General features: G+C 72.4%; 24 protein-coding genes, 1 tRNA gene and 1 pseudogene. 16 read left to right on the top strand and 10 right to left on the bottom strand.

All coding sequences use genetic code 11. The features are described 5' to 3' along the window. The first annotated feature begins 153 nt into the window (after positions 1–153). Positions 154–1,710, top strand: a complete 1,557-nt coding sequence (locus tag ABD220_RS17500) for an LTA synthase family protein (protein ID WP_344124757.1) — start codon at positions 154–156, stop codon at positions 1,708–1,710. 1,142 nt (positions 1,711–2,852) lie between these two features. Here ABD220_RS17500 and ABD220_RS17505 read toward each other — a convergent pair. Both ABD220_RS17505 and ABD220_RS17510 read right to left on the bottom strand, forming a co-directional pair. After that, positions 2,853–3,014 carry a hypothetical protein gene (locus ABD220_RS17505; protein WP_344124758.1) on the bottom strand — a complete coding sequence of 54 codons (162 nt, stop codon included), beginning with the start codon at positions 3,012–3,014 and terminating at the stop codon, positions 2,853–2,855. Between the two features lie 1,116 nt (positions 3,015–4,130). Continuing rightward, complete coding sequence (locus ABD220_RS17510) at positions 4,131–4,622, bottom strand: YajQ family cyclic di-GMP-binding protein (RefSeq protein WP_188536264.1); 492 nt, start codon at positions 4,620–4,622, stop codon at positions 4,131–4,133. A 137-nt stretch (positions 4,623–4,759) separates the two neighbouring features. Between ABD220_RS17510 and ABD220_RS17515 the strand changes: the two genes are divergently transcribed. The 4 genes from ABD220_RS17515 to ABD220_RS17530 all read left to right on the top strand — a co-directional run bounded on the left by ABD220_RS17515 (position 4,760) and on the right by ABD220_RS17530 (position 7,213). Beyond that, positions 4,760–5,080 carry a hypothetical protein gene (locus tag ABD220_RS17515; RefSeq protein ID WP_344124759.1) on the top strand — a complete coding sequence of 107 codons (321 nt, stop codon included), beginning with the start codon at positions 4,760–4,762 and terminating at the stop codon, positions 5,078–5,080. 106 nt (positions 5,081–5,186) lie between these two features. After that, positions 5,187–5,268 (top strand) — tRNA-Tyr (locus tag ABD220_RS17520). Between the two features lie 482 nt (positions 5,269–5,750). Continuing rightward, positions 5,751–6,449 (top strand): hypothetical protein, encoded by a 699-nt coding sequence (locus ABD220_RS17525; RefSeq protein ID WP_344124760.1) that lies wholly within the window; start codon positions 5,751–5,753, stop codon positions 6,447–6,449. 86 nt (positions 6,450–6,535) lie between these two features. Further along, positions 6,536–7,213, top strand: a complete 678-nt coding sequence (locus tag ABD220_RS17530) for a class F sortase (RefSeq protein WP_344124761.1) — start codon at positions 6,536–6,538, stop codon at positions 7,211–7,213. A gap of 37 nt (positions 7,214–7,250) precedes the next feature. Here ABD220_RS17530 and ABD220_RS17535 read toward each other — a convergent pair whose 3' ends face one another. Further along, positions 7,251–8,288, bottom strand: coding sequence for an LLM class flavin-dependent oxidoreductase (locus ABD220_RS17535; RefSeq protein WP_344124762.1), 1,038 nt, complete (start codon positions 8,286–8,288; stop codon positions 7,251–7,253). A gap of 168 nt (positions 8,289–8,456) precedes the next feature. Between ABD220_RS17535 and ABD220_RS17540 the strand changes: the two genes are divergently transcribed. Then, positions 8,457–8,834 (top strand): thioredoxin family protein, encoded by a 378-nt coding sequence (locus ABD220_RS17540; protein WP_344124763.1) that lies wholly within the window; start codon positions 8,457–8,459, stop codon positions 8,832–8,834. Between the two features lie 127 nt (positions 8,835–8,961). On the opposite strand, the gene ABD220_RS17545 is transcribed toward ABD220_RS17540, so the two are convergent. Both ABD220_RS17545 and ABD220_RS17550 read right to left on the bottom strand, forming a co-directional pair. After that, positions 8,962–9,681 carry a VIT1/CCC1 transporter family protein gene (locus ABD220_RS17545; protein WP_344124764.1) on the bottom strand — a complete coding sequence of 240 codons (720 nt, stop codon included), beginning with the start codon at positions 9,679–9,681 and terminating at the stop codon, positions 8,962–8,964. 92 nt (positions 9,682–9,773) lie between these two features. After that, entirely contained in the window at positions 9,774–10,763 is a 990-nt protein-coding gene (locus ABD220_RS17550) for a DNA-3-methyladenine glycosylase family protein (RefSeq protein WP_344124765.1), read from the bottom strand. A 52-nt stretch (positions 10,764–10,815) separates the two neighbouring features. On the opposite strand from ABD220_RS17550, the gene ABD220_RS17555 reads away from it, so the two are divergent. From ABD220_RS17555 to ABD220_RS17570, 4 genes are all read left to right on the top strand, one after another. After that, entirely contained in the window at positions 10,816–12,258 is a 1,443-nt protein-coding gene (locus ABD220_RS17555; protein WP_344124766.1) for a DUF2079 domain-containing protein, read from the top strand. Positions 12,259–12,499: 241 nt separating this feature from the next. Continuing rightward, positions 12,500–14,377: a DEAD/DEAH box helicase gene (locus tag ABD220_RS17560; RefSeq protein ID WP_344124767.1), complete on the top strand. Its 1,878-nt coding sequence runs from the start codon at positions 12,500–12,502 to the stop codon at positions 14,375–14,377. Between the two features lie 160 nt (positions 14,378–14,537). Continuing rightward, positions 14,538–14,771 (top strand): hypothetical protein, encoded by a 234-nt coding sequence (locus ABD220_RS17565; protein WP_344124768.1) that lies wholly within the window; start codon positions 14,538–14,540, stop codon positions 14,769–14,771. A 310-nt stretch (positions 14,772–15,081) separates the two neighbouring features. Continuing rightward, the gene (locus ABD220_RS17570) at positions 15,082–15,852 is read left to right on the top strand and encodes a GAF and ANTAR domain-containing protein (RefSeq protein ID WP_344124769.1); all 771 of its coding nucleotides are present in this window, start codon (positions 15,082–15,084) and stop codon (positions 15,850–15,852) included. A gap of 30 nt (positions 15,853–15,882) precedes the next feature. Here the strand turns inward: ABD220_RS17570 and ABD220_RS17575 are convergent, their stop codons facing one another. Both ABD220_RS17575 and ABD220_RS17580 read right to left on the bottom strand, forming a co-directional pair. Continuing rightward, positions 15,883–16,212, bottom strand: a complete 330-nt coding sequence (locus tag ABD220_RS17575; protein WP_344124770.1) for a hypothetical protein — start codon at positions 16,210–16,212, stop codon at positions 15,883–15,885. 13 nt (positions 16,213–16,225) lie between these two features. Further along, positions 16,226–16,945 (bottom strand): GAF and ANTAR domain-containing protein, encoded by a 720-nt coding sequence (locus ABD220_RS17580; RefSeq protein ID WP_344124771.1) that lies wholly within the window; start codon positions 16,943–16,945, stop codon positions 16,226–16,228. A gap of 418 nt (positions 16,946–17,363) precedes the next feature. Here ABD220_RS17580 and ABD220_RS17585 point away from each other — a divergent pair, with 418 nt between their 5' ends. After that, a complete protein-coding gene (locus tag ABD220_RS17585; protein WP_344124772.1) occupies positions 17,364–18,572 on the top strand; it encodes a MalY/PatB family protein in 1,209 nt (402 codons plus the stop codon). Between the two features lie 396 nt (positions 18,573–18,968). Here the strand turns inward: ABD220_RS17585 and ABD220_RS17590 are convergent, their stop codons facing one another. Together ABD220_RS17590 and ABD220_RS17595 are read right to left on the bottom strand one after the other, a co-directional pair. Beyond that, on the bottom strand, positions 18,969–19,397 hold the full coding sequence (locus tag ABD220_RS17590) for an Hsp20/alpha crystallin family protein (protein ID WP_344124773.1): 429 nt from the start codon (positions 19,395–19,397) through the stop codon (positions 18,969–18,971). A 268-nt stretch (positions 19,398–19,665) separates the two neighbouring features. Beyond that, on the bottom strand, positions 19,666–21,147 hold the full coding sequence (locus ABD220_RS17595; RefSeq protein ID WP_344124774.1) for an ATP-dependent metallopeptidase FtsH/Yme1/Tma family protein: 1,482 nt from the start codon (positions 21,145–21,147) through the stop codon (positions 19,666–19,668). A gap of 272 nt (positions 21,148–21,419) precedes the next feature. Here ABD220_RS17595 and ABD220_RS17600 point away from each other — a divergent pair, with 272 nt between their 5' ends. Both ABD220_RS17600 and ABD220_RS17605 read left to right on the top strand, forming a co-directional pair. Next, entirely contained in the window at positions 21,420–21,908 is a 489-nt protein-coding gene (locus ABD220_RS17600; protein WP_344124775.1) for a nuclear transport factor 2 family protein, read from the top strand. A 411-nt stretch (positions 21,909–22,319) separates the two neighbouring features. Beyond that, positions 22,320–23,012, top strand: coding sequence for a hypothetical protein (locus ABD220_RS17605; protein ID WP_344124776.1), 693 nt, complete (start codon positions 22,320–22,322; stop codon positions 23,010–23,012). Positions 23,013–23,142: 130 nt separating this feature from the next. On the opposite strand, the gene ABD220_RS17610 is transcribed toward ABD220_RS17605, so the two are convergent. Then, entirely contained in the window at positions 23,143–23,616 is a 474-nt protein-coding gene (locus ABD220_RS17610) for a hypothetical protein (protein WP_344124777.1), read from the bottom strand. 118 nt (positions 23,617–23,734) lie between these two features. Between ABD220_RS17610 and ABD220_RS17615 the strand changes: the two genes are divergently transcribed. The 3 genes and pseudogenes from ABD220_RS17615 to ABD220_RS17625 all read left to right on the top strand — a co-directional run. Then, positions 23,735–24,670, top strand: coding sequence for a helix-turn-helix transcriptional regulator (locus tag ABD220_RS17615; RefSeq protein WP_344124778.1), 936 nt, complete (start codon positions 23,735–23,737; stop codon positions 24,668–24,670). 289 nt (positions 24,671–24,959) lie between these two features. Continuing rightward, a complete protein-coding gene (locus ABD220_RS17620; protein WP_344124779.1) occupies positions 24,960–25,907 on the top strand; it encodes an AraC family transcriptional regulator in 948 nt (315 codons plus the stop codon). 711 nt (positions 25,908–26,618) lie between these two features. Next, positions 26,619–26,715, top strand: a pseudogene (locus ABD220_RS17625) (four-helix bundle copper-binding protein); the annotation flags it as partial.

A 26,715-nucleotide genomic window follows, 5' to 3' on the forward strand; every position in this document is an offset into this window, starting at 1 on the left:
GCGGTGCGTGCTCCGGTGCACGGCGTGTTACTCACAGGTGAACAACTGTTGAACGGGCGGCGGAACGGCACTAGGATTCTATGAGCCCGAGAACGGGCTCAACGTCAAGGGTGTTCGGCGAACACGCGCGCATCTGGAACGCGAGGTGCTGCCATGTCTGCCCGGATTCTTCCCGTGATCCGACAGGTCGGCGTCGTCCTGGGGCGCATCCTGGTCTACGTCCTGATCTGGGCGGGTCTCGCGCTGCTCATCGCCGCCGCCGGCATCCGTTTCTTCTGGGGCGAGATCTCCGTGGGTCAGATGCTCCTGAACCTCGTCTCCGTGGAGACCGACGGCGGGGGCGGTCCCATCGTCTGGCTCGGCATCCTGGGGATCGGCGTTGTGCCCCTGCTCGTCACCGCCGGGATCGGCCTGTGGCAGTACGCCCGGCGCCGCACGCGCCGCCGGAGCGGCGACGACCTGCGCTCTCGCCGCTCGCAGTGGATCATGCGGTCCGTCTCCACCGCCCTGGTGGCGGCGGTGGTTGTCGGCGGCACCACGGCCTTCGCCACCACGGTGGGCGTCGGAGCCTACATCAAGGCGGGGAAGTCCGAGTACGACCTCGGCGACTACTACGTGGCGCCGGCCGTCACGAGCGACGAGCACAAGCGCAACCTGGTGCTGATCTACCTCGAGTCCGGCGAGGCCACCCTCGCGGACGACCAGCTCTTCGAGAAGGACGCCTTCGCCCCTCTCCAGGAGGTCACCCAGGCCTCGGACGGCTGGCAGAGCGTGGACGATTTCCAGCAGTACCGGGGCGGAGGCTGGACCATGGCCGGTCTCGCCTCCACGCAGTGCGGCATCCCGCTGAAAGGCGCGGGCTCCGCCGCGGGCAGCGGCACCCTCAACAACCTGGGCGGCGACCTCGACACCTACCTGGGCGGGTCCACCTGCCTTGGCGATGTCCTGGGCGAGCACGGCTACCACAGCGTCTTCCTGGGCGGCGCCAACGCCTCCTTCGCCGCGAAGGACGTCTTCCTCCGCAGCCACGGCTACGCCGAGGTGAAGGACCTCTCCGACTGGCGCGCCGCCGGGGAACCGGAGAAGAACTTCCGCGGCGACTGGGGCCTGAGCGACGGACGCCTGATGGCCCACGCCCAGGACGAGGTCGACGAGCTGCACGCCGAGGCGGAGCGGACCGGCCGGCCGTTCCATCTCTCCGTGCTGACGCTGGACACGCACGAGCCGGTGCACGTCTTCGACTACTGCACCGTGGACACGCAGGACAAGGTCACCTCCGTGTTCGCCTGCTCCATGGCGCAGGTGGCCGAATTCGTGGACCACATGAAGGAGAGAGGCTACCTCGAGGACACCGCCGTGGTGATCATGGGCGACCATCTCAAGCACATGAGCGCCGGCGACGCCTTCCACGAGCAGCTGGACCACCACGACAACCGCACCATCTTCAACCGGATCTGGGTTCCCGGCCAGGACAACAACGGCAAGCTGCGCCCCCGCGTGGACCAGCTGAACATGTACCCCACGATCCTGGAGGCCGCCGGCCTGACCCTGGAGGGTCATGAGGCCGGACTGGGCGTGTCCGCCTTCGTCTCGGAGGTCCCGGAGGGTTCCGCGCAGGCCCTGGAGCCGGGTCCCTATGCCGAGCTGCTGGACTCCCGTTCCGCGCGGTTCTACGCGGTGGCCTGGGCGGGCGAGGACGCCGTCCCGTAGCGCTCGTCCGTCCCTGCCCGACGGCCCGGGCCCGCGGTGGTCGATGAACTGGGCCGGGGCGATAGCGGACCGTTGTGGATGCCGGAGATCCGCGTGATTCCGGGGTTCCGCTGTGTGCCGGTAGTCGGTCCGGGCGGGGCTCCTGCGGACTCGCTGCGGACTTGAGGGACGGAGTTGCCGGAGCAGTCCTGCGCGCGCACTTCCTGACTCCGATGCGAGTCGGACGACGAGGTCATGGTCGGTGACTCGCCCGATGAGATCCTCCTCGCCGAGGCCCTCAGCCAGGACGCCTCTGCGTGCGAGCCCCCTCCCGTCGTCCGCCTGGTAGCTGGAACTCATGCCACACATTCGTCGTTCAGTCCAGGCGCATGGTGCCCCGGAGGAGTACCCAACTCCCGCACAAGCTGCCGAGCGCCTCGGCGGCGGTGCCGAGCACATCTGTGTTCTCTGCCGGATCGGTCCCGAGCACGGTGGCCTGCGCTCCGTCAAAGGCCGCGGGCCCAACGGCCACGTCCGCGAGTCTGCGATCACAGCGTGGGTGGAGGGCAATACCTGCACCCGGGGGCACGACAGCGACGACTGACGGTGTCTCGTGAAGACTGCCCGCTGCTGAGAAGTTGCCACCAGTTGCCTGTGACTAGGCATGATACCGTCGAGGCGTCCGGCCCCCGACGGGCACACCACACCCCCCAGTGGTGGACGATCCAGGGTCCCCCCATGCCTGGATGCACGAACGCCCCCGCACTGCTCCGGCAGGGCGGGGGCGTTCTTGTCGTGGCAGACGTGGCGAGAACGCCCACACTCAGGGGAATGAGGGGGCGCTCTCTACGGCAACCGTCTCTGGTAGCGACAGGTTCGCTGTCCCCCCAGGGATCATCTTGCATCGAACCTGTGCGTCGCTTCGGTCACCGCAGTTTTGACGGTACCGACGTGTCATGGGTGAGTCTCCCTCGTATGCGTCGTTACTAGTGGGGACGCCGAAAAGGTTCGGCTGCCGCGGAGGAACGTCGTAAGCCGGTTGTCGAGTAACAGTCCTTCGCATCTGTCGTGGAGTTGTCGACCTTGATCCCCGGGTGACCCGGACAGCGTCCCCCGGCGCCTTCGACGCAAGCGACCTCACCCCGGTGGGTGGGGCGCTTGCGTCATGCCGTCGCGGTCTCCTTGGCGTGCTCGATGAGCTCGCCCATCATGTCCACGACGACCTGCCGTTGCAGCATCGTCAACGGCTCGGAGCTCTCGGCCACCCTCGCCGCCAACAGGTCGTAGAACCGGCAGATCTCGTGGAGCCGCTTCGGAGTGATCATGCATGTGAGACTAATCGCCCCGCCCACCTCGCGGCAGAGGGTACGTCCGTCGTTCTCGGGGAAGCTCGATGCCTGTGGACCGGGCCGTCCTGGCTGGATTGCAGCCTGGTGGTTCACTCAGGGCGCCGGCCCATTCAGCGGTGCCGCAGCCCCATCGTGCCGTTCCCCGGCGGCCGGGCAGCACATGCGCTTCCGGCGCAGCGAAGGCGCCCCCGCCTTCTCCTGGGCGGGGTCGCCTCCGTCCTCGAGGCCGGGCGAGAGAAAGCTCAGTCGCATGTCTCCGGCCGAGCATGGGCGCGGGGGCGGAGCCCATCCTCAGAGCGGTCCGGCATCGATGATCGCCTGAGCTTCGTTTCGCTGATCACGAGGGAGGCCGGCATCAGCCGTTCCCGTTCGTACGGAAGCCGTGACGGCGGAAACGCTACGGCCACGAAGTGGTCTGCACGCGATGCTTGAACCATGCGGAGGGCCGGCGACATGTCGCTGTTGCCACTCACGATGAGCGCGGAATCATAGGTTCCCAGGGAAGCGTCACGCAGGATGTGAAGCGCGATGTCGACTCTGTCTCCTTCTCCTCACGCCGTGTCCAGGTGGCCCCGCAACTCCGGCAGGACCGGTCGGAAAGCCGGTAGCGGCCCTTGACGACCCGAAGCTTGGTTCTCTCTCTCACCGTCAAGGCGTTGAGCTGTGCCGCCTGACGACGTGCCGCGTGGGGCTCCCCGATCACGTCGGCCGTGACGTGCTTGGCGCAAGCGTTTCCGTTTCTGGGGCGGAGCTCCTCGCCCAGGCTGACCGGAGCCAGCCATGGGTACTTGCGGCCGCAGGTGTCATGGATGCCGTTGTAGAGGCTGAAGCCGTCTGCGAAGAGACACATCCGTTCCCGTTGGCCTCCGTCCTGCTGAGGCTCCCGAACGCCGCCCGATGTGTCCTCGTCCGTCATGGGGATCCGCAACGCCTGGTCACCCATCGGTGCATCAGCCCCCACCGGTGGACCAGCGCGGAGGACACCACGAGTCGGGCGGCCGCTGCCCTGATGGGCCAGGTGTCCAGCCCTCCGGCGGACTCCGGGCGGACCACTGAGGGCTGGGCGTGCTGTGCCCGGGGCGATCCGCTGAATCAGCGGTAGTTGATGAACTGCAGGTCCACCTCGAGGTCCGAGCCCTTGAGCAGGGCGATGACGTCCTGGAGGTCGTCGCGGGACTTCGACGACACCCGCAGCTCGTCGCCCTGGATGGTCGCCTTCACGCCCTTGGGGCCCTCGTCGCGGATGAGCTTGGTGATCTTCTTGGCCTGGTCCTGAGCGATGCCCTCCTTGACGGAGGCCTCGATCCGGTACTCCTTGCCGGAGGCGAAGGGCTCGCCGGCGTCGAGGGACTTCAGGGAGATGCCGCGCTTGACCAGCTTCGACTGGAAGACGTCGAGGACGGCGTTGACCCGCTCCTCGGAGTTCGCCTTCATGAGGATCTTCTCGCCGGAGAAGTCGATCTCGGCGCCCACGCCCTTAAAGTCGTAGCGTTGCGCGATCTCCTTCTGGGCCTGGTTCAGGGCGTTGGAGACCTCCTGCTTGTCGACCTTGCTGACGACGTCGAACGAGGAATCGCTGGCCATGCTGCCTCCTGGGCTGGGACGGTGGGCGGGCGGCGTGCGGCCCGTGGGACTGTGGCCCAGCTTACCGGGAGGGCCCCGTCACCGTTTCGTGACCTGTGGCCAAGGGTCCGTCCAGGTCGGTCTCCCAGGATGGCGGCATGAGCACATCCCAGGGTCACGACGACGTGATGACCAGCCCGGGGCGCACCCTGCGCGGGAGCGCCGTGGCGGCCACCGCACTGGCGGCGGTCCTGCTGATGGGCATCGGGCTGAGCCCGGCGGCGGCGACCGCCGACGGAACGGCGCCGCCGTCCCGTCCGGACTCGGGAGCCTCGGCCACCGAGCGGATCGACCCCGAGGTGGCCCAGCGGCTCGTCGGCGTCGCCCAGGACCTCGCGGAGGCCGTGACCCACGGCGAGATCACCGCGGAGCAGGCGGAGAAGTTCCTCCAGCAGGTGTGCGAGCGGCTCGCCGCCTGAGCAGGGCCCGGCAATTTCGCATCGCGGCGGATGTTCTGTACTGTTGAACTGCTCCCGCACGCGGGGGCCGCCACCACCGGTCCGGACGGGCCGGCGGCAGCACCCCGGCAGATTACCCGAGCGGCCAAAGGGGGCTGACTGTAAATCAGCTGGCAATGCCTACGGGGGTTCGAATCCCTCATCTGCCACGAGCTCCACGACGAAGGCCCCGGTCCTCCGACCGGGGCCTTCGTCGTGCCTGGTCACGAGCGGTGGCGCGGTCCCCCGCGGCAGGGACGAGCTCGTCCCCCCGCGGCGGCCCCGAGGCCCCCGCGGCCGGTGGTGGTGCAGGGAGAGGGGCCCTCCTGCGGGCGGGAGTCCGCGCCGGAATACGGGGCCGGGATCCCCTGATCCGGGGACGCGCGGGAGAGGCCGCCGCGCCGTTCCAGCCTTAACAATTGCTAAGAAGATGAATATCCTTGTAGCTTGAGGCGACAGCATCATCCGGCCACGTGCCAGCACTCCCCGAGCCGGCGCGTCGGGACCCCCTACTCCGGATGACCAGCAGCACGACCGACCCTGCAGCGCTCCCGTCGGTGCACCGCGCCGAGGACGCTGGGAAGGACTGTGCCGCGCGCTGGTACCCCAGGGGCAGGCCCGGGGTTCTGAACGATTGAGGAGACAGACCGATATGACTGCTGTGAAGAAGTGGGTGGCCGCGGGTTCGTCGGCTGCCGTCCTGGCCGGAGGCCTGTTCCTGGGCGCCCCCGCGGCCCACGCCGACACCTGCGTGGCCCCCGCCGCCAGCACCGCGGTGACCAACCTGGTCACCGCTGCGGACCACCTCTACGACGCCGGTACGCACTTCAACTCCCTCGTCACGGACCAGGCGGTCCTGAGCCAGCTCCAGACGCAGCAGGCCGTGCTCGAGGACGCGATCGTGAACGACGACACCATCGACCGCGCCCAGGCCGCGTGGAACGAGATCCTGCGCCTGCAGGAGTCCTACGCCGCCTCGAACAGCGACCCGGCCGTGGCCGAGGCCTACGCGGCCACCACCGCTGCCGCGGCGAACTTCGAGGCGGCCGCCCGCGAGGCCCGGGCGCAGGGTGAGGTCTTCATGGAGGACGGCGCCGATCTCGTGGCGCTGTTCGAGAGCAACTGCGGGCCGCTGCTCACGGGCGTCGGCACCGGTACCGGCACGGACACCGACTGGAGCGACTCGGACGACTGGGCCGGAGCCGGCACCGGCACCGGTGTGAACCAGGGCATCAACATGCAGACCGCCGGGGAGGGCGGGCTCAGCACGGGTGTGCTGGCCGGCCTGCTGGCCGCCGGTGCGGCCGTGTCCGGGGCCGTGGCCTTCCGGATGCGCCGCGGGCGCGCCTGATCCCGAACCGCTGATCCGCCCTGGTGCCGCGTACGCGCGGCACCAGGGCGCAGCCATCTCCCGAGCCGAGCCCCGGAGGACTGCGCATGGACGCACCCGAGCAGGAGACCGTGCCGCGCCGTCGCGCGGGCGCGCGCTGGGCCGCCGTCAGCGGTCTCGGTGCCGTGGCGGTCCTGTCCACGGTGCTGCTGACGGACCCATGGGGTGCGGCGGAGCCCGGCACCGGCGCCCCGGCCGTGACGGCGACCGCCCCGGTGGAAGCCGTCTCGGCGCCTCCCACCACGGACGCCCCGTCCGCCGCGGCGTCCTCGGACCGGCCGGCGGCGGCGGCCCCCGTGCGGCTGGTCGTCGAGGACGCCCGGTTCGACGTGGCCGTCCTGCCCCTGGCGCCGAGTGCGCAGGAGCTGGCCACGGAGCTGCTGGTCCCGCCGGACACCCTGGACGGCTACTGGCTCACCCCCTACGGCATGCCGGGCGAGGGCTCGGAGAACACGACCTACATCACCGGCCACAGCTGGGAGGACCGGGACGCCCCGTTCAACCGGCTGAGCGATCCGGGACTGGTGGGCAGCGAGATCGAGCTGCAGACCGCGACCGGGACGCTCGAGTACGTGGTGGACTCGGTGGTCACCCACGACAAGAACACCCTGAAGGACAGCGACATCTGGCGCATCGTCCCGGACCGGCTGGTCATCGTCAGCTGCTACACCGAGGACCTCTGGGGCAAGAACGTCGTGCTCACGGCGTCCCCGGCGCAGGCCTGAGCCCCGGGAGCCGGGGCCGGGGGCTCGCCGCCCCGCGTCAGCCCAGGACCGCGCGCACCCGCGGGACGACCTCGGCGCCGAGCAGCGTGATCGACTCGAGCGCCAGGTGGTGCGGGACGCCGCCGGCGTCCATCCGCAGCAGGAGGCGCTCGTGGCCGAGCGCGCGCTGCTGCGCCACGATCTTGTCGACCACCTCGTCCACGTCCCCCACCACGAGCGTCCCGGCGGGAGCGCACTCCCGGTCGTACTCCTCCCGGGACCAGCGGGGATCCGCAGGGTGGACCGGTCCGTGGCTGCGGGCCCCCGCGGCGAAGTAGGGGTGGCTGAGCTCCCGCGCCTGCGCCGGGGTGCGCGCCACGAAGCCCGGCACGTTGAGGCTCACCGGGGTGCCGGCATCCCGGCCGGACGACTCGAGGGCGCTCCGGTAGGCGGCGACGACGGGCACGGCCTCGGCGAACGGGCCGTGCGTGCGCAGCAGGGCGAGCGGCAGCCCGAGCGCGCCGGCGCGGGCCACGGAGGCCGGCGTGCCGGAGGTGCCCAGCCAGATCGGCAGGCACGGCTGAAGGGGGCGGGGCTGGAGATCGAGCTCCACGCCCTGCTGGGGGAGCGGGCCGACGAGGGTCACAGGATTCGTCTCGCGCACCCGGAGCAGCTGGAGCAGCTTCTCCTCGAACTGGGCGTCGTGGTCCTCCTGCTCCAGGCCGAGGGCGCGGAGCACGCGCTGGGAGGCGCCGCGGCCCACGATCATCTCCGCACGCCCGCCGGAGATGTTGTCCAGCATGGCGGTCTGCTCGTAGAGCCGCACGGGATCCCCGGCCGTGAGCACCGAGACGGCGGTCGTGAGCCGCATGAGGTGGGTGCGGCCGGCGATCGCGGACAGCAGCACCACGGGGGAGGCCGCGACCACGTCCGTCCCGTGGTTCTCCCCGACGCCCATCACGGTGAGCCCGGCGCGCTCCGCGGCCTCGGCCTGCTCGATGATGTCCCGCAGGCGCTGACGGTTGTCGGGACGGGTGTGCGTGACGGGGTCGGGGACCACCTCGCCCAGGGAGAAGATGCCGATCTCGAAGTTCATGGCGCACCTCGGCGTGCACGGGATCTGCCTCCGGGCCGCAGGACCGGTCCAGGGGCCCGGGCCGGAGTCCCGGCCCGGACGCCCAGTCTAGTTCGCGCCCACCGCCCGGTCTTGAGCCGGGAGTGAAATCCTGTGCCCCCGGGCGGCCGGGCCTCTACGCTGGAGGACATGGCTACCGTTGACATCACCCAGGACACCCTGGGCCAGACCATTGCCGAGAACGACATCGTCCTGCTCGACTGGTGGGCCGAGTGGTGCGGACCCTGCAAGCAGTTCGCGCCGACCTACGAGGCCGCCTCGGAGAAGCACGAGGACATCGTGTTCGGGAAGGTCGACACCGAGGACCAGCAGATGCTCGCCGCGTCGGCCCAGATCTCGTCGATCCCCACGCTCATGGCCTTCCGCGAGGGCATCCTCGTCTTCTCCCAGCCGGGCGCCCTGCCCGCCTCCGCCCTCGACCAGGTCATCGACGCCGTCAAGGGCCTCGACATGGACGAGGTCCGCGCGGAGGTCGCCAAGCAGTCCCAGGACGCGCCCAACGCCTGACCTCGGATCCGGCTCCGAGCACCGCGTCGGGCCCCGCCTCCTCGGAGGCGGGGCCCGACGTCGTCGTCCCGGGCGTGCCCGGCGCCCGTGCCCGCGGAGCGGCGGGGCCGGCCCGGCCGGGAGCGGATCAGACGACGCCGGTGACGCCGAGCAGGGAGCCCACGGCGAAGGTCGCGACGAGGGCCAGGGCGCCGCCGACGACGACGCGCAGGGCCGCGCGACCCGTCTGCGGCGTGTCCCCGAGGCGGGCCCCGAGCCAGCCGGTGAGGGCGAGGGCCGCGAGCACGGCGATGAACGTCACGGGGAGCCGCCACTCCTCCGGCGGCAGCAGGATCGCCAGGAGCGGGAGCAGGGCGCCGAGCAGGAAGGACAGTGCGGAGGCGACCGCCGCGTTCCAGGGGCTGACGATGTCCTCCTCGTCGATGTTGAGCTCCGCGTCGAGGTGCGCGGCCAGGGCGTCGTGCTCGGTCAGCTCCTGCGCCACCCGCCGCGCGGTGCCCGCCGAGAGCCCCTTGGCCCGGTAGATCGCGGCGAGCTCCTGCAGCTCCGCCTCGGGCATCTCGGCGAGCTCCCGCCTCTCCTTCTCGACCAGGGCCCGGTGGGAGTCCGACTGGCTGGACACGGACACGTACTCGCCCAGGGCCATGGACAGCGCGCCGCCGACGAGCGCGGCGGCGCCCGCGGTGAGGATCGCGCTCGAGCTGGCCGTGGCGCCCGCGACGCCGACGACCGTCGCGGCGACCGAGACGATGCCGTCGTTGGCGCCCAGCACCCCGGCCCGCAGCTTGTTCATCCGCTCGGTGTAGCCCACGCCGTGCGGCTCCTGAATCACGTGTTCGGTGGTCATGGCTCCATTGAACTCGCGCCGGTGGGGCCGTGCCAGCAAGGACAGGATGCCCTCACCGGCGCGCAGCGGCACACCCCGGCGCGCGCCGGGGCTCAGCGGCGCCGGTGGTCCTCCGGGTGCAGCCGCGGGGCGAACGAGGGCTTGCGGAAGCCGGAGGCGCGCAGCAGGCGCACCACCCGCTGCCGGTCGCCCCGCCACGGCTCCAGCAGCTCGAGCATCCGGCGGTCGTCGCCGGGACGCCGGTCGAAGAACCAGCACACCGTGTCCGCGAGGTGGAAGTCGAAGACGCTGACCGAGTCCGGGTCCCCGTGCGTGCACTGGACGATCTCCGCGACCGTCCAGGGCCCGAGCCCGGGGATCGAGCGCAGACCGCGGTGCAGCTCGGCGTCCAGCGGTGCCCGGCCCAGGCGCTCCAGGGCGGCGGCCCGCCCGGCGACGCGCCGGACGGTGCCGGCGCGGGCGCCGTCGACCCCCGCCCGGTGCCACTCCCACACGGGCACCCGGCACCACGCCTCGGCGGTCGGAGCGATCCGCATCCCCTCCGGGGCCGGGCCCGGGGCGGGCTCGCCGTAGCGCCGCACGAGCTGCCGGTGGGCGGCGACGGCCTCGCGCACGGTGACGCGCTGCTCGAGCACCGAGAGCACGGCGCGGTCCAGCACCCGGCCGGTCGAGGGCAGCCGCAGCCCCGGGTGGTGGTGCCGGGCCGCGCGCAGCCGGTGGGGCAGCGCGCGGAAGGCGTCCGAGGCCTCGAACCGCTCCCACGCGTCCTCCGCGCCCACCCAGCGCGGTGCCTCCGGCAGGAACTCCTCGGCGCCCGGGCCCCACGCGCGCACGAGCACGGGCCGCTGCAGGGGGCGCCCGGCGCCGGTGCGGGAGAAGAGGGCGGTGACCGGGCCCGTCGCGGTCCGGGCGGTGACCCACACGGTGTCGGGGGCCGTGACCCGCACCAGGGGATCGGCGCTGCCGCGGCCCAGCACGCCGAGGGTCTGGCCCAGGTGCAGCGCGCCCTCCGGGTCCCACACGAGCTCGGCATCCGGGGTCACCCGGCGCCGGCGGGCGGGCGGGGGAGCGGTGACGGTCATGAGACCATGATGACAGTCCTGTCCGACGGCGCCCCCCGCCACCGAGGAGGCCATGCCCGCCACCGCGCTGCGTCGAGCCGCACCGCCGGCCCGTCCCGTGCCGCTCACCGGGCGGGCGCGGCTGGTGCCGTTGGGCGTGGGGCTCCTCGTGCTCGTCCTGTACCTGTGGTGGTCACTGCTCCAGTGGCACCGCTGGGAGGTCCCGTCCTGGGACCTGGGGATCTTCACCCAGCTCGCCAAGTCCTACGCCGCCGGGGACGGCCCGGTCGTGCACATCAAGGGCCACGGCGCCAACCTGCTGGGCGACCACTTCCATCCGATCCTGGTGCTGCTGGGACCGGTCTACGCGCTGTTCCCCTCCGCTCTGACGCTGCTCGTGGTCCAGGACGTCCTCGTGGCGGTCTCCGCGGGGGCGCTGACGGGCTTCGCGGTGCGGGCGCTCGGCGCGGGTCCGGGCGCGGCGCTGGGACTCGCCTACGGGCTGAGCTTCGGGCTGCAGGCCGCGGTCGCGGTGCAGTTCCACGAGGTGGCCTTCGCCCTGCCGCTGCTGGTCCTCGCCCTCGGCTGCCTGGTGGAGCGGCGGTGGACGGCGGCCGCGCTGTGGGCCGCCCCCGTCGCGTTCGTCAAGGAGGACCTGGGCGTCACGGTCGCGGTGCTCGGCCTGGTGCTCGCCTGGCGGGCGCACCGCGAGGCGGACGGGGACCTCCGGCCGGTGGCGCTGGGGCTCGCGCTCGCCGCGTGGGGCGCGGCCTGGTCGGCCCTCGCGGTGACCGTGGTGCTGCCCGCCCTCAGCCCGGACGGCCGGTTCGCGTACGCGGACCGGCTGGACCTCGCGGCGGCGGCGGCCGATCCCGCCGGGGCGCTGGTCTCCCTGGTGGTGCCGGGGCAGAAGGCGCTCACGTGGCTGACCCTGCTGGCCGTGGGCGTGGTGCTGGTGCTGCGCTCGCCGCTGGCGCTCGTGGCCCTGCCCACGCTGGTCTGGCGGATGCTCTCGCCCAATCACGGCTACTGGGGCGCGGGGTGGCACTACAGCGCCGTCCTCATGCCCATCGTCCTCGTCGCGCTGCTCGACGCGGTGCTCCACCTGCGGCACGGGCGGCTCCGGCGGCCGGCCCGGGCCGCGCCGGCACTGGCGCTCGTCGTCGCCCTCCTGCTGGTCCCGGGGCGCCCGCTGGCCGATCTCACGGACCCGGCCGCCTACCGGCCGGACCCCCGGGCGGACGTCAAGGCCGCGGTCGTCGCGGCCGTCCCCGAGGGCGCGAGCGTGGCCACGGACCTGACCCTGCTGCACCACCTCGTGCCCCGCGCGCAGGTGCACTGGCTGGGGTCCGAGGGTGATCCCGCCCCCGAGTACGTGGTGGTCGACCGGCTCGGCGGCGCGTGGGGCGGCAGACCGCCGGGGGACGTCGCGGACTGGGCCCGGCAGCGCTACGGCACCGGCTACACCGAGGTGCGTGACGAGAAGCACCTCGTGGTGGTGCGTCGCCGGGGATGACCGCCCCACCGGGTGCGCTAGACTGGGCGGACCGAATCCGGTCACTCCCTCACTTTCTCGTGCAACGCGATGCCGTCCGTGCATCGTGTTCGGCCGCGGCCCGTGTCGCGCCGTGTCCGACGCTCCCGCTCCGTGCGGGGCTCCAAGTGGTTGGCAGGGACGTCCGGACACCACGACCGTGGCCGACGCCCCTGGGCATGCTCCCGGGCCGCCACCCGCACAGATAACGAGGCACTTCTCCATGACCGTCGACACCCCCAGCACCTCCGGCACCGCCGAGGAGCACACCATCACCTTCGCCGAGCTCGGCATCGACTCCCGGGTGCTCGCCACCCTCGACGAGGTCGGCTACGAGAACCCCACGCCCATCCAGGCCGCCACCATCCCGGTGCTGCTGGAGGGCAAGGACGTGGTGGGTCTGGCCCAGACCGGCACCGGCAAGACCGCGGCCTTCGCCGTGCCCGCGCTGTCCCGGCTCGCCGAGCTCTCCGACATCAACGGGGTCTCCCGCGACACCCAGGTCCTGGTGCTCGCCCCGACCCGCGAGCTCGCCCTCCAGGTCGGCGAGGCGTTCTCCTCCTACGCCACCCACCTCGAGGACTTCACCGTCCTGCCGGTCTACGGCGGCTCCCCCTACGGCCCGCAGCTCGCGGGGCTGCGCCGCGGCGCCCAGGTGGTCGTCGGCACGCCCGGCCGCGTCATCGACCACCTCAAGAAGGGCTCCCTGGACCTGTCCCACCTGCAGTACGTGGTCCTCGACGAGGCCGACGAGATGCTGCGCATGGGCTTCGCCGAGGACGTCGAGCAGATCCTCTCGCAGACGCCCGTCGAGAAGCAGGTCGCGCTGTTCTCCGCAACCATGCCCCCGGCGATCCGCAAGATCGCCAAGCAGTACCTGCGGGACCCGCAGGAGATCGCCGTCAAGGGCAAGACCACCACGGGCACCAACACCCGCCAGCGGTACCTGCAGGTCATGGGCTCCCACAAGATGGAGGCCATGACCCGCATCCTCGAGGTCGGGGACTACGACGGCGTCATCGTCTTCGTGCGCACCAAGGCCGCCACCGAGGAGGTCGCCGACCGTCTCAAGGCCCGCGGCTACGCAGCCGCCGCGATCAACGGCGACATCCCGCAGAACATGCGCGAGCGCACGGTCGAGGCCCTGCGCGAGGGCAAGATCGACGTCCTCGTGGCCACGGACGTCGCGGCCCGCGGGCTCGACGTCGAGCGCATCTCGCTCGTGGTCAACTACGACATCCCGCACGACACGGAGTCCTACGTGCACCGGATCGGGCGCACCGGCCGCGCCGGGCGCTCCGGCGAGGCCATCCTGTTCATGACCCCGCGGGAGAAGTACCTGCTGCGGGCGATCGAGAAGGCCACCCGCCAGCCGGTGGAGCTCATGCGCATGCCCTCCACGGAGGACGTGAACCGGACCCGCAAGGACAAGTTCGCCCAGCAGATCACGGACACCATCGAGTCCGAGGACCTCGCCCAGTTCCGCGAGCTCGTCGAGCAGTACCAGGCCGAGCACGACGTCGACGCCGTGGAGATCGCCGCCGCGATCGCCGTGATGGCCCAGGACGGCCGGCCCTTCTTCGTGGAGGAGCTGCCCGAGCCGGTGCAGCGCACCCGCGACCGGGACCGCCCGGGACGGGACGGCGACGACCGGCCGCGCCGCGAGCCGCGCACCGAGAAGGGCATGGCCACCTACCGGATGTCCGTCGGCCACCGGCACCGCGTCTCGCCGGGCTCCGTGGTGGGGGCCCTGACCAACGAGGGCGGGCTGAGCGGCGAGCAGATCGGCGCGATCGACATCCGCTCGACCCACACCCTGGTGGGCCTGCCCGAGAACCTGCCCGCCTCGACCCTGGACCGGCTCTCCCGCACGCGCATCAACGGGGAGCTCATCCAGCTCGAGGCCGACCGCGGCCCGGGCGGCGGCGGCCGAGCCCGGCCCCGCAGCACCTCGTCCTCCTACCAGGACCGCCCCCGCCGCGGCGGCGGTGCCCGCGGCGACGACTCCCGCGGCGGCTACCAGGGCAAGCGCTCCGGGTTCTCCGCGGGCGACCGGGACGGCGACAAGCCGTTCCGCAAGCCGCGCCACAAGAAGTACTGAGCCCGGGGGACAGGACCCCGCGCCGAGCCAGGAGGGGACGGGCCGTGCGGCCCGTCCCCTCCTTCGTCCTGCCCCCCACGCACTCCTCTCACGTGCCGTCGCCGGGCTGGGCCGCACGGCGGGCGCACGGTGGGAGAGGAGTCCGAGGGAGCTGCGGTCCGTGCGCAGCCGGGTGCTCACCACGACCATCGCCTTCCTGGCCGTCGCCCTCCTCGCCGTGGGCGGGGCCGGTCACTGTCTGTGCCTGGTGGACCTCGACGAGCTCGTGCGCCAGGACGTCCTGCAGGAGGCCGGACAGCCGCAGCGGCTCGCCCAGCACCGCCGGCACCAGGCGATCGGTGTCCGTCCGGAGGCCACCTCGCCGGGATCCTCCCGGACCGGGGCCGGATGCTAGTCGTCCGGGCGGTCGGCTGCAGGGGACACTGCCTGGTCGTCAACCGGGGGTGACACGTCCCCGCCGTGATCTGTGTCCGGGTCCACCTCGGCGCTCGACGAGCTGACAGGACGTGCCCGTGCCGAGGGCCGTCAGACCCCCGGGCGGCGGGACGATGTCGTGTGGCGGTGGAGTGGTCCCCGAACCGGTGGAGCGGGAGATGCCAGGGGTGACCTCGGATGGATAGACTCGGTGGATGCTTCAGCAGTGAGGCATTCGTGGTCTGGGACGCAGGGTCGTCGCCGGAGAACCGATGGGGGTGTCCATGGGCGTGCCCGTTCCCACGTCGCCTGCCGATCCTGCCGCGATGGCGGAGGTCGCCGATGCGGTGCTGCGGTTGGGGGAGCAGCTGCGCGGCGCGGCGGCCGACACGTTGGTGGAGGCGGTGATCGAGCACGCCGTGGCGGCCCTGCCCGGGGTGCGGTGGGCCAGTATCACCACGCTGCGTCAGGGCAGGTTCCGCACGCTGGCCGCCACCGGCGAGGAGGCCCGTGCGGCCGATGCGATCCAGTACGAGCTGGGGTCGGGCCCGTGCGTGGACGCGGTGCTGGAGGACAGCGTGCATCTGAGCGAGGACCTGGCCGTCGACGGCCGGTGGCCGGTGTACGGGGCCCGGGCCGCGGAGGAGCTGGGGATGCGCAGTGCGCTGGCCTATCGGCTGACCCTGGTCGCGGACCCGGATCTGCTCGCGGGGCTGAATCTGTACTCCGATGTGCCCGATGCCTTCGACGCCGCCACCGTGTGGGCCGGCACGTTGCTGGCCACGCACGCCGCGTGGGCGGTGTCACTGGAGCTGACCCGGCAGCGGGCCGAGCAGCTGGAGGTCGCCCTGCGGTCCAACCGGGAGATCGGCACCGCCATCGGGGTGCTGATGGCCCAGCACAAGCTCACCCGGGACCAGGCGCACGAGCTGCTGCGCGTTGCCAGCCAGGACGGCAACCGGAAGATGGCCGCCATCGCCGCCGAGGTGGTCGAGACGGGGCAGCTGTCCATGCCGCGCCGCCCCGCCCGCCCCGGGCCGGGCGCCGGGGACGGCCGCTGAAGGCCCTCGGCCGCGGGGTCACCGCCGGGTTCAGGGCCCGCCTGCGGTGTCCTCGTCCTCGGTGCCGTGCTGGTCCTGGTCGGCACCGTCCGGCTCGTCGTGGTCGAGCAGGTCCGAGGCCTGCGGGATCCGTGGCGGTCGCTGATCGTCGAGGAGCTCGTTGGTCGCGTGGGCCAGCATGTCGCGCTGCAGCGGGGGCAGGGTCAGGGAGTGGTGCAGGAAGGCGTCGATCTCCATCTCCCCGGCTTCACCGCCGATGCTGAAGTAGTGCACCCACAGCTGACCGAGTTCGATCCCGGTCGACTCGATGGCCTGGCGCACCAGGTGGGCCTGTTGCCGGCCCACGGCATCATCATCCATCCGAGCTGCCCCCTCAGAGCGCTGTGTCCGCGGTCCGTTCCAGGACCCGACGGGCGATCTGAGCCAGTGGCCGGCCCTGGTCCCGGGAGGCGGTGAGCAGCATCCGGCGGGCGGACTCGTGGTCGGTGGAGTGGCGCTCCATCAGCATCCCGGTGGCCGCCTCCACGGCGGTCCGGTCGGTCAGGGCCTGTTGCATCGCGGCACTGAGCCGGTGCGGGGCGTCGCTGCCCTGGGCGGCGCCCAGCAGAGTGCCTGCGGCCGAGGCCAGCAGGAGCAGCCGGCGCTCCTCCCTGGTGCCGAACGCGCCGGCGGTGGTCGCGTAGATCTTCATCGCTCCCAGGCAGCGGTCCCGGTACAGCACCGGGACGCTGAGCACCGAGGCGATCCCGGCCGCGGCCGCCGCCCGGTTCCAGTCGGGCCAGCGGGTGTCGGTGGCGGTGTCGTCGATGCGCTGGAGGGACTCGGTGGCCCAGGCGCTCAGGCACGGGCCCTGCCCGAGTTCGTACTGCGCCGCGTCAGCGGACTCCACGGCGCGGTCGGTGGCCGCGGTGGACGCCCTGCGCCCGGTCTCGTCGAGCAGCGACACCCCGGCCCCGGCGGCGGAGCCGATCAGCTCCCGGGCCGCCCGGGACAGCTGGGCGGCGGCGGCCTCGGCCGACTCCTGGCTCAGCAGCATGCCCTGGATGCGGGCGAAGACGGCGGTCAGCTCGGTGGCAGCAGGTGCGGATTGCATGGGGACTCCCCCGGTCGGTCGGGTGGACGCGGGCCGTCGCAGGACGCGGGAGCCCGGCGGGCCACCCCGTGCAGGGCGACCAGCCGTCCTCGGCCACCCCAGGTTCCCCAGTTTACGCCTGCACGGCAGCGGCACCGGGGCGCGCCTTGCCGGGCGCGGTGGGCGTACGGGCCGGCTGCGGACCCGGGCGGGAGCTTCCTGCGCCGATCGCCCGAGCGGGGAGTCCGTCGAGGACTCCGACGGGGAAGCGGGGTGCTCGTACGGGAGCAGCGCGGTGCGGGGTTCCTGGACGAGCTCGGGCGGCAGCGCCGGTCCGGAGGATGGGCCGCGGAACGAGCAGAGCTGACGGCTTGTGCTGGGGTCGAGATGATGGTCGGCTGGTGACGATCGTTTCGACGGCCAGGAAGGAACGTGGCCCATGGATACTTCACCGAACCCCTTGGAGGCGATGTCGCTGGACCAGCTGCGTCGGCGCACCAGCATGAAGTGGCGCGCCCACCCCGAGGACGTGCTGCCGCTGTGGGTGGCGGAGATGGACGTCCCGGTGGCCCCGGCGGTGGCCCGGGCCGTGCACGAGGCCATCGACCTCGGCGACACCGGGTACCCGGCCGGCACCGGCTACGCCGAGGCGCTGGGCGCCTTCGCCGCGCGGCGCTGGCAGTGGGACGGGATCGCGGTGGAACGTACCGCGCTCGTCCCGGACGTCATGCTGGGGGTGGTCGAGCTGCTGCGCCTGGTGACCGATCCGGGGGACGCCGTCGTGGTGAACGCCCCGGTCTACGCCCCCTTCTACGCCTTCGTCTCCCACGACGCCCGCCGTGTGGTGGAAGCACCGCTGGGCGAGGATCTGCGGATCGATCCGGAGGTCCTGGAGGCGACGTTCCGACGTGCCCGGGCGGGCGGGGGCAAGGTCGTCTACCTGCTGAGCAATCCGCACAATCCCACCGGCACCGTCCACACCGGTCGAGAACTGGCCGCGGTGGCCGAACTGGCCCGCCGGCACGGGGTGCGGGTGGTCGCCGATGAGATCCACGCGCCCCTGGTGCTGCCCGGGGCCCGGTTCACCCCGTACCTGAGTGTGCCCGGTGCCGAGGACGCGTTCGCGTTGATGTCCGCGTCCAAGGGGTGGAACCTCGCTGGGCTCAAGGCCGCCCTGGCCATCGCCGGCCGGGAGGCCGCCGCCGACCTGCAGCGCATGCCCGAGGAGGTCGGTCACGGGCCCAGCCACCTCGGGATCATCGCCCACACCGCCGCCTTCGCCGCAGGGGAGGAGTGGCTGGACGCGCTCCTGCAGGGCCTGGACGCCAACCGGGCACTGCTCGGTGATCTGCTGGCACAGCACCTGCCGGACGTCCGGTACACCCCGCCGCAGGGCACCTATCTGGCGTGGCTGGACTGCCGCGCGCTGGGCCTGGAACCCGCCGACCGCCCCGGGGGGATCGCCGTGGTCTCGGACATGGCCGCCACCGCGAGGATGTTCCTCGACCGCGCCCGCGTCGCTCTGAGCTCCGGGCACGTCTTCGGCACCGGCGGAGCCGGTCACGTGCGGCTGAACTTCGCCACCTCGCAGGAGAACCTCACCGAGGCAGTGACCCGCATGGGGCAGGCGGTGCGGGACCTGCCGTAGCGCCGCCGAGCTGCCCGGTGCCGCGCCGGCGGCACGGGGCGCCGCGGCACCACAGAGGTGACCCCACCTCCCGTTCCACGCACGGCTCCTCCGAGGCCGCCCTGCAGCCCGACGGTGTCCGTGCTGGTCGTGGACGGACTGGTCGTGGACGGATCGGGGCCGGTGCGTCGCTTCCGTTCGCCGGCGGCACGGTGACCGCCCCGGAGAACGGCGACAGGTGGGCGACCACGCTGGGGGATCAGCGGAGACGCTCGATGCACAGCATGCCGGCGTCCGCCGAGGCGCTGCACGCCAGGCAAGCACGTGGTGGTGGCGCCCGCAGCGCGCCGGGCACAGGAAGAGGTCGGTGGCCCGAGGCGCTCGGGCCACCGACCTCCGGGTGCATCGCGGCGGTGCTCAGCCGCGGGTGACGGGGATCTTCTTGCTCCCGGGCAGCTGGTCGGGTGCTGTCACCGGGGCCCGGACCTCCAGCACCCCGTCCTTGTAGGTTGCGGTGATGTCCTCCTCCTTGGTCCCGGCCGGCAACGGCAGGGTGCGCACGAAGGAGCCGTAGTGGAACTCCGAACGGTAGGTGGCCTTGTCCTTGTGCTCGGACTTCTGGCGGCGTTCGGCACGCAGCCGCAGCGTGTCGTTGACGACGGTGAGCTCCACGTCCTGCTCCGGGTCGATGTCGGGCAGCTCGGCCCGGATCACCATGGCCTCGCCGTCCTGGAACTCCTCGACCTTGGGCCAGGACACCTGCAGGTCGGACTGCAGGTCGCCTTCCAACAGCCGGCGGAAAGGCTCCAGCACGTCGAAAGCTTCCCTGCGCATCAGTCCAGCCATCACTTGCCTCCTCTCCTCAGGCCCGGCCCCGGCGACATCGGGGCGGCCCATCACGAGGAGGCCGTGGACCCGGCGACGGGGACCGGAGGTGCTCTTGTCGGGACGAATCCAGAATAAGCACGGGCCGCGGAAGAAAAAAGACCCGTTCCGGAACCGCCCGTCGCGCCGTCCGAGCAGGTCCGGGTCCGCGCTGCACGAGGCGTCAGTGGCGGTCCCGGACCTGCTGGTCGCCGGCGGCCGAAAAGAGGGCGTGGTCATGAGTGGGCGGTCACCGGCATCTTCTCCGGGCCGGGGAGCCTGCGGCGGCGCCGAGGAGCTGGGGCGCGGCGGGGCGTCGCCGGATCCCGGCGACGGCGTAGACCTCGGTCTCGTCCAGGCTCTCGCGCTCCACGAGCGCGGACACGATGGGCTCGAGACGGCCGCGGTGCTCGGCCAGCACCCGGCGGGCCTCGGCGCAGCAGCCGGTGACGAGGGCGCGCACCTCCTCGTCGACGGCCTCCAGCAGCGCCTCGGAGGCCCCGGACTGCCGCGGGTCGCCCTCGAGCGGATAGACCTGCACCGGGCCGACCCGGGGCGACATCCCCCACCGGCCGACCATCTGCCGGGCGATGCCGGTGGCGGTCTGCAGGCCGGACTCCGCCCCGGTGGTGATGACGCCGAAGACCTCGTCCTCGGCGGCCATGCCGCCCAGCGCCCCGATGATCCGGCCCTTGAGGTAGTCCCTGTCGTAGCCGTACCGGTCCGTCTCCGGCGTGGAGAGGGTCACCCAGAGGGCGCGGCCGCGCGGGACGATGGAGATCTTGCCCACCGGGTCCGCGCCGGGCTGGAGCATGCCGAGCAGGGCGTGGCCGGCCTCGAGGTAAGCGGTGCGCAATGGCTCGTCGCGGGGCAGGACCACGGATCGCTCGGCCCCGAGCTGGATCTTCTCCAACGCGTCGGTGAAGTCCCGGGGTGTCACCTGCTCGCGGCCGCGCCGGGCGGCCGGCAGCGCCGCCTCGTTGACGAGGTCGGCCGGCTCGGCCCCGGTCATCCCGGGGGTGGTGCGCGCGACGTCGCCGAGGTCCACCTCGGAGGCCAGGGGCACCTCCCGGGTGTGGACGGCCAGGATCTGCTCCCGGCCGTACTGGTCGGGGGTTCCCACGGTGACCTTGCGGTCGAAACGCCCGGCCCGGGTCAGCGCCGGGTCCAGGACGTCGGCGCGGTCCGTGGCCGCCAGGACGACGACGCCCTCGGTGCCGGTGAACCCGTCCATCTCGGTGAGGATCTGGCCGAGGGTCTGTTCGCGCTCGTCGCTGCCGCCGGCCGAGCGGACCCCGGAGCGGGCGCGGCCGATCGTGTCGATCTCGTCGATGAAGACGATGGCGGGGGCCACCCTGCGTGCCTCGCCGAACAGTTCGCGCACCCGTGAGGCACCCACGCCCACGATCATCTCGATGAACTCCGAGGCGCTGGCCGAGAAGAACGGCACGCCGGCCTCCCCGGCGGTGGCCCGGACGAGGAGGGTCTTGCCCGTGCCGGGCGGGCCCTCCAACAGCACGCCCTTGGGCATCCGAGCGCCCAGGCGCCGGTACCGGTCCGGATCGAGCAGGAAGTCGACGATCTCGGCGACCTGGTCCTTGACCTCGTCGACGCCGGCGCCGACGGACCCGGCGCGCGCCTCGGACGGATGGTTGTTCCTCGGTCCCGGTGCTCCCTGTGCTCGCTGCGCGATCGGCCATGACGTCTTCTTCGACGACAGTCGCTGCAGCATTACTGTGGCCGGTCCTGGCCCGGTGCGCACGGGGAGGAACCGGCGCCGGACGCCACGTGCCGGATGCGGGCGTGGCCCAGCAACACCGGGTGCGCTGTTCCGGTGATGGCCCGGGGAAGGTTCGGCGGTGTCCGGGCGACATGAAGTGGTCGTGAGTCACGGTGCGGCGACGATCGGGCTGGCGCCTCTTGGGCCTGAGCGGTGTCGTGCCGACCGTCGGAGCAGGGCTCCGCACCGAGGCGGGGTCCGGCGAGGGGATGGAGGAGGACACGATGAGCACCACAGAGACGTCCGCACCGGGCCCTGCGGCCGCCGGAGGAGCGGATCTGCGGGAGCGGACCGAGCAGACGATCGCCGCTTTCAACGCCCACGACGCGGCGGCGTTCGCGTCCTGCTGCAGCGAGGACACGGTGGTGGAGGACGCGGCCGCCCCGGAACTGCTGCGCGGGCGGGCCGCGGTCCAGCGGGATGCCGAGCGGGTGCTGGCCGGGATGCCGGACGCGCACCTGCAGTTGCAGGAGTACCTCGTCGACGGTGCGGTGACGGCAATTCGGGTGCTGGTGGTGGGCACCCACAACGGGCCGATGCCCATGCCCACCGGCGAAGTGCCGGCCACCGGGCGGCGGGTGGAGACCCCCATGGGGATCTTCAGCCGTCACGACGAGGACGGATCGTCGCGCGGTGGCGGACGGGGGAATGGTCACGCCTGCGTGTGGAGGTGTTCCGGGTCGGTGAATGGTGGGAAGGAGCGACCTTCGTGAGGCCGGCCCCTGAGCGCGCCCACTGGCGAGAACGCGGACCAGGCGCTGGTCCCACGGGATGTCAGTGGCGTCGGAGGCGCGGTGGCCGAAGCGGCACAGGGGTCCGAGCAGCTTCGTCGTCGCTGACAACGCACTCCTCTGTTCGGCGGCTCCCACTACCGGGCCTGGCAGCCCCAGGATCACGAGGCGGGCCGGCGATGAGGCGTCGTGCAGCCGGAGCGGTCCGTCCCATGGTCAGGATGATGTGGTGACGCCTGGGCTGTCGGCCGAGGCCGAGGAGGTGCTCAGGAACTCGGGACCGCGGGAGTCTTCTGCTCGTGCGGGTGGGTGGGGGAGGATCACCTCACGGCCTGTCTGCGCCCGATCCGGGCGCACCTCCCCCCTGCGTCGGGCCCGTTCTCGGAGGAACTCATGAACGACCTTCTCGGCCTCACCCCCGCGGATTTCCCCGCCACCCCCAGCCCGCTGGATGCGGTGGTGGCCCCGGTAGCGCAACGCGCCTTCCTGGACGGGAGGCGCCGGCCCATCGGGTGCACGGGGGTTTCGGGGAGGATGCTGAGCCCGCGGCTGCGCCGGTTGGTGAGCGCCGGCGGCTACGAGGCCCTGGTGGGGTTCCTGGCCCACTACGTGGCCCTGGCGCTGCCGGATCCGGTGGCGACCGAGGGCAGTTTCTGGGCTGTGGAGACTGTCGTCGACGTCGGTGTTCCGGCGGGGGAACCGCAGCAGCTGGTGCGGCTTCGGGCCCACGGGGTGGCGGTGGCCACCGTGGTGGAGGACCCGGACGGGGATGGATGCGAACCGCTGGTGTGCCTGGCGCTGGCCCCGGCGCCGGTGGTGGACCGGGCGTACTCCCCACGGCGGTGCTATCTGGATGTGGAGGGCGCCCCGGTGCCTGCTCAGCACGCCGAGGGCCCTGCCGGGGAGCTGGGCGGGCGGTTGCTGTCGGATCCGCAGCTGCTGGCGGCGGCGCGCCGGGCCGTGGTCGGGCTGATGCGGCTGGGTCCCACCGGGTGTGCCGGGCACGAACGCGACCTCGCCGATGCCGTGTTCACTGCCATCACCACCACGGAGGACCTCATCCGCCCAGGTGACGCCTCCGTGTAGTCGCCGATGCCGGAGGTCACCGGTGACCCGCAGGCGGTCCGGGCCCTTCGGCCGAGGTGTGCGCGGCCGGATCCTGTGCCGCTGCCCGCGCCCCGGCGGTGATGGCTTCGTCCCGGGAGGGCGCTGCCGGTCAGGAGCGGATGGCGCCGAAATGTTGCTGCAGCCGGTGGTGGCGGTGCGTGAAGATCGCGCCGACCAGCAGGTGCATCACTGCTTCCAGACCCCGGCCGCCCAGGCGTGCTTCGAAGACCACCCGGTCATGGATGCGGGTGGTCTGCGCCCCGAGGGGTGTGAGAGTGCGTTCGTGCTCCCACCGGCGTGCGGTGATCATCGAGGACAGCTCGTGAAAGCGGCGCCCGGGCTCCCGCTCGACCAGCATGAGGTCGTCCCACTCGAAGGGCACCACCCCGAAGGCCCGCAGCCAGGCCCGTCCCAGTGGCACCCCGACAGGCGTGTGGTCCAGGGAGTGCGTGCTCAGGTGGGGCGGCAACGACATGGTCAGCCACGGGCGCAGCTCGTCGTTGATGCCCTCGGCGGTGACGATCCGGTCCCAGACCTCAGCGGCCGGCGCGGGGAGGTGACTGATCTGCTCCACTGTGCGCACAGGGCCACCCTAGTGCTCTGCGCTGCTCTGTTCCCTCGTGCCGGCCCTGGGCAGGGCATCGACGGAACCGATGGTGGGGCGTAGCGTCTGGGACATGGAGCAGAAGGTTCGCCGGTCGGTGTTTGCCACCGGCGACCGTGCCGAGGGCCTGGCTGTGCTGGAGCAGGTCTATGCCGTCCAGGGGGCGCGCCGGGGGTCGGACGAGGACTTCTCCATGCGCGTGTCCACGGCCGGCGTCGGGCCGGTGAGCCTGGAACGGGTGTGCTGGCAGGGAGCCCCGGCGGGTGGGGTCGGGGAGCACCCCGGGGTGCTGCGGGTCGGGCACGTGCTGGGCGGGGACGTCAACATTTCCGATGGCCGGGCGGTGCTGGCGTGTCAGGGCCCGTTCTTGTTGCCCCGGGGTCCCTACCTCAGCCGGTGGGAGGGCCTCGACATACTGTCCCTGTCCCTGGACGCTGCGGTGGTCCAGGACCAGGCCCGAATGCTGTCGGGATGCGAGACGTTGCGCCTGGAGTTCACCGAGGCGACCCCGGTGAGCCCGGCCCTGGGACGGTACTGGTCGGTCGGTATCACCCATCTGAGCCGGACCCTGCAGTCCGGTGACGAGGTCATGAGCAAGCCGTTGCTGCAAGCCGAGATGACCCGGTCTCTGGTCACGGCCCTGCTGCACGCCTTCCCGAACTCGTTCCTCGAGCGGCTCCGGGCCCCGGCCCCGGAACCGGGGCCCGGCTCAGGGAGCGTGCGGCGGGCGGTGGCGTTCATCGATGCCCACCTGGGCGAGCCGATCGGTCTCGCCGAGATCGCCGCCGCCGCCCGGATGAGCCCCCGGGGGCTGCAGGCGGCGTTCCAGCGTGAGCGGGGGACCACGCCACTGGGGTATCTGCGCTCGGCGCGGCTGGAGGCCGCCCACGCCGAGCTGGTGGCCGCCGACCCCGCGACGGGGGTGAGCGTGGCGGTGATCGCCGCCCGCTGGGGCTTCGCCCATGCCGGGCGGTTCGCCGCTGCCTACCGTGACCGCTACGGGCGGGCGCCTTCGGCCACGCTGCGCACCTGAGCACGCCACGGCATCCCCAGCGCCGTCCCGGACGAGGACGGCCCACGCCCCCGGTGACGTCGTGCCCCCGCCGGAACCGGTGCCCCGCCGAGGAGCCCTCCGCCATGCTCTGGACACCCCTTTGACAGCCGCCTGAACCGGTACGAGAATACGCTGGGGTGCGGCTTCAGGGCGGGTCCGGCACGGTCTCCGGGCCGGTCGCCGATGGTCGTTGTCGGCAGCGCGAGCGCAACCGCTGCACACCGGGAGGCCGGCCACATCCTGGCCAGGCCGCCAGGGAAGGGCACGGATGAGGGGACCGTTCCACCAGGAGCTCACGGTGTCCGATCCGGAGGCCGTGACACAGCTGTTCGCCCAGGTCGGGGCGCGGATCTCCTTCGATCCGGCCGGATCAGGCTGCTCCTTCCGGGAGACCAGGGCCGGGGACGAGCACCTGACCGTGTCCCGCGCGTCGGTGGACGTACCGTTCTCCACCTGGGGCGACACCGAGGTCTTCGCGGCGCTCCAGGTGCGCGGGTCCCGCTACGACTGGTCGACCTCCGATGAGCAGGGGTCCGCGCTGGCGGAGCCGGTGCTGTTCCGCCCCGGACACCCCACCCTGGTGGTGGCCGCGCCCCTGGCCAGCACCAACATCTACCTCACCGCCGACGTGCTGCAGGAGACCGCGGACACGGTCTACGGTCTCGAGCGCACCCGGGTGGCCTTCGCCTCCGCCCGCCCGGCCAGCCCGGCCCTCGGGCGCTACTGGTCCGGGCTGGCCCGGTGGGCCGCCGACACCGCGGTGCCTGCGCTCCTCGACGAGCCGCTGGTGCGCGCGGATCTCACCCGCCGCCTGGCGGTGGGCATGCTCGAGTGCTTCCCGCTGATCGAGGACCGTGAAACCCGGTCACTGTCGATGGCCGCCCAGGCCCGCCGCTACCGGATCGCCGTGGCCTTCCTCGACGACAACGCCCAGCTCCCCGTCACCGTCGAGGACGCCGCCCGGGCCGCGGAGACCACGACGACCGCCCTGGTGCGGGCCTTCCGCACCCACCACCCCCTGGGGCTGACCCCCGGCCAGTACCTGCGCCGGGTGCGCCTGGCCGGCGCCCACGCTGACCTGGTGGCAGGGGACCCCACCACCGGGGACACGGTCGGAGCCATCGCTGCCCGGTGGGGCTTCACCCACCCGGGCCGCTTCGCCGCCGCCTACCGCACGGCCTACGGGGTTCCCCCGCGGCGGACGCTCGACCGCTGACGCCCCGACCCCCCGCCCGCCCTCGGGAAATCCTCCTCGGGTGCCGAAAAGCTGCTGCTGCCCGTGATCGTGCACGCCTCAGGGTGGTGCGCCAGCTCATGCCGCGCGCGCCATCCCACGGTCGGGCCGGGGTGAGTCCTGCCGGCACGGGCCGACGAGCCGGCATGTGACCGAGGAGGAGCACGTCCACCGGTCCGCCCCGCGGACGGCTGCGCCGGACATCGGACCGCCCACCGGGGTACTGCCGCGGCGCTGGTCAGCGGGATTTCCTGCAACAGATGCACGATCCGATGGCGAGGTGGGATGCGGAGGGACGCTGTACCGGGCCAGGGACCTGCCGCCCCGGCCGGCGGCGTGGGGTTGCTCCGCGCCCACGAGCGGGCGTTCGACGCGATGCTGGACAGGTGGCGGACGCCAGGAGTCCCGGGAACGTCGACGACGTAGCCGGCTCCCGCCTCCCCGACATCCGTGCCTGCCGGGTTGCGGCCCAGGGTCCGCGGCCCAGAGCCATGGAGATGACTCCCGCGTGGTACCGACATCGACCATGCTCCACGCTGACCGTGTTGCAGCGTGGCTCCCTCCAGCCTGCACCGCCTCCCGAAAGTGCGGGGTGATCACTTCTTTCCCTGCGATCAGCAGTCTACTGTCGATGTCATGGCGGGCCGGCTCCGACCGGTCCGCTTCGTCGCAGAACGGATGAAGGAGCACACCATGACGCATGTGACCTCGATGCTGGAGACCTACCCGAAGGACCTGGGGAACATCGACCGGCAGAAGCTGGCCGAGTGCATCGCCGCCTGTTTCGAGT

The sequence above is a fragment of the Kocuria aegyptia genome, from assembly GCF_039530085.1.
Classification (GTDB): Bacteria; Actinomycetota; Actinomycetes; order Actinomycetales; family Micrococcaceae; genus Kocuria; species Kocuria aegyptia.